We start from the raw sequence: 322 nt of genomic DNA, 5'->3' as shown, positions 1-322 counted from the left end.
GCTCATAACCCAAAGGTCGCAGGTTCGAGTCCTGCCTCCGCAACCAATTACAAAAATAGAACTCTTATATCTTTTGATATAAGAGTTTTTTATATTAAAGATAAAATTATAGATAAAAATATTTTAAAATAGAATATTTCTTATTTTATAAATAGTTTATTTAACCAAGTTTTCTTTTTAGTAACACAAACTTCATCAGATAAAAGTCTCATATGATAAGCATAAATAGCATACTCACCAAGTTTATCAACTAATTTATTATTCACATAAGCTSCAACAAAAGCACCTATACCAGGTACTAATTGTAAAAGTTTAGCTAAGT

Annotated in this window: 1 protein-coding gene; it reads right to left on the bottom strand. The window is 26.8% G+C overall.

What is annotated here, in order from left to right:
- Positions 1 to 140: 140 nt before the first annotated feature.
- On the bottom strand, positions 141 to 322 hold a 182-nt coding region (locus tag G3997_RS04995), incomplete at its 5' end, for an EcsC family protein (RefSeq protein WP_296649061.1).

The organism is Romboutsia sp. 13368 (genome assembly GCF_018336475.1).
Classification (GTDB): Bacteria; Bacillota; Clostridia; order Peptostreptococcales; family Peptostreptococcaceae; genus Romboutsia.
The sequence above is the reverse complement of the archived record's forward strand: the minus strand, read 5'-3'. Positions and strand labels throughout refer to the sequence as shown.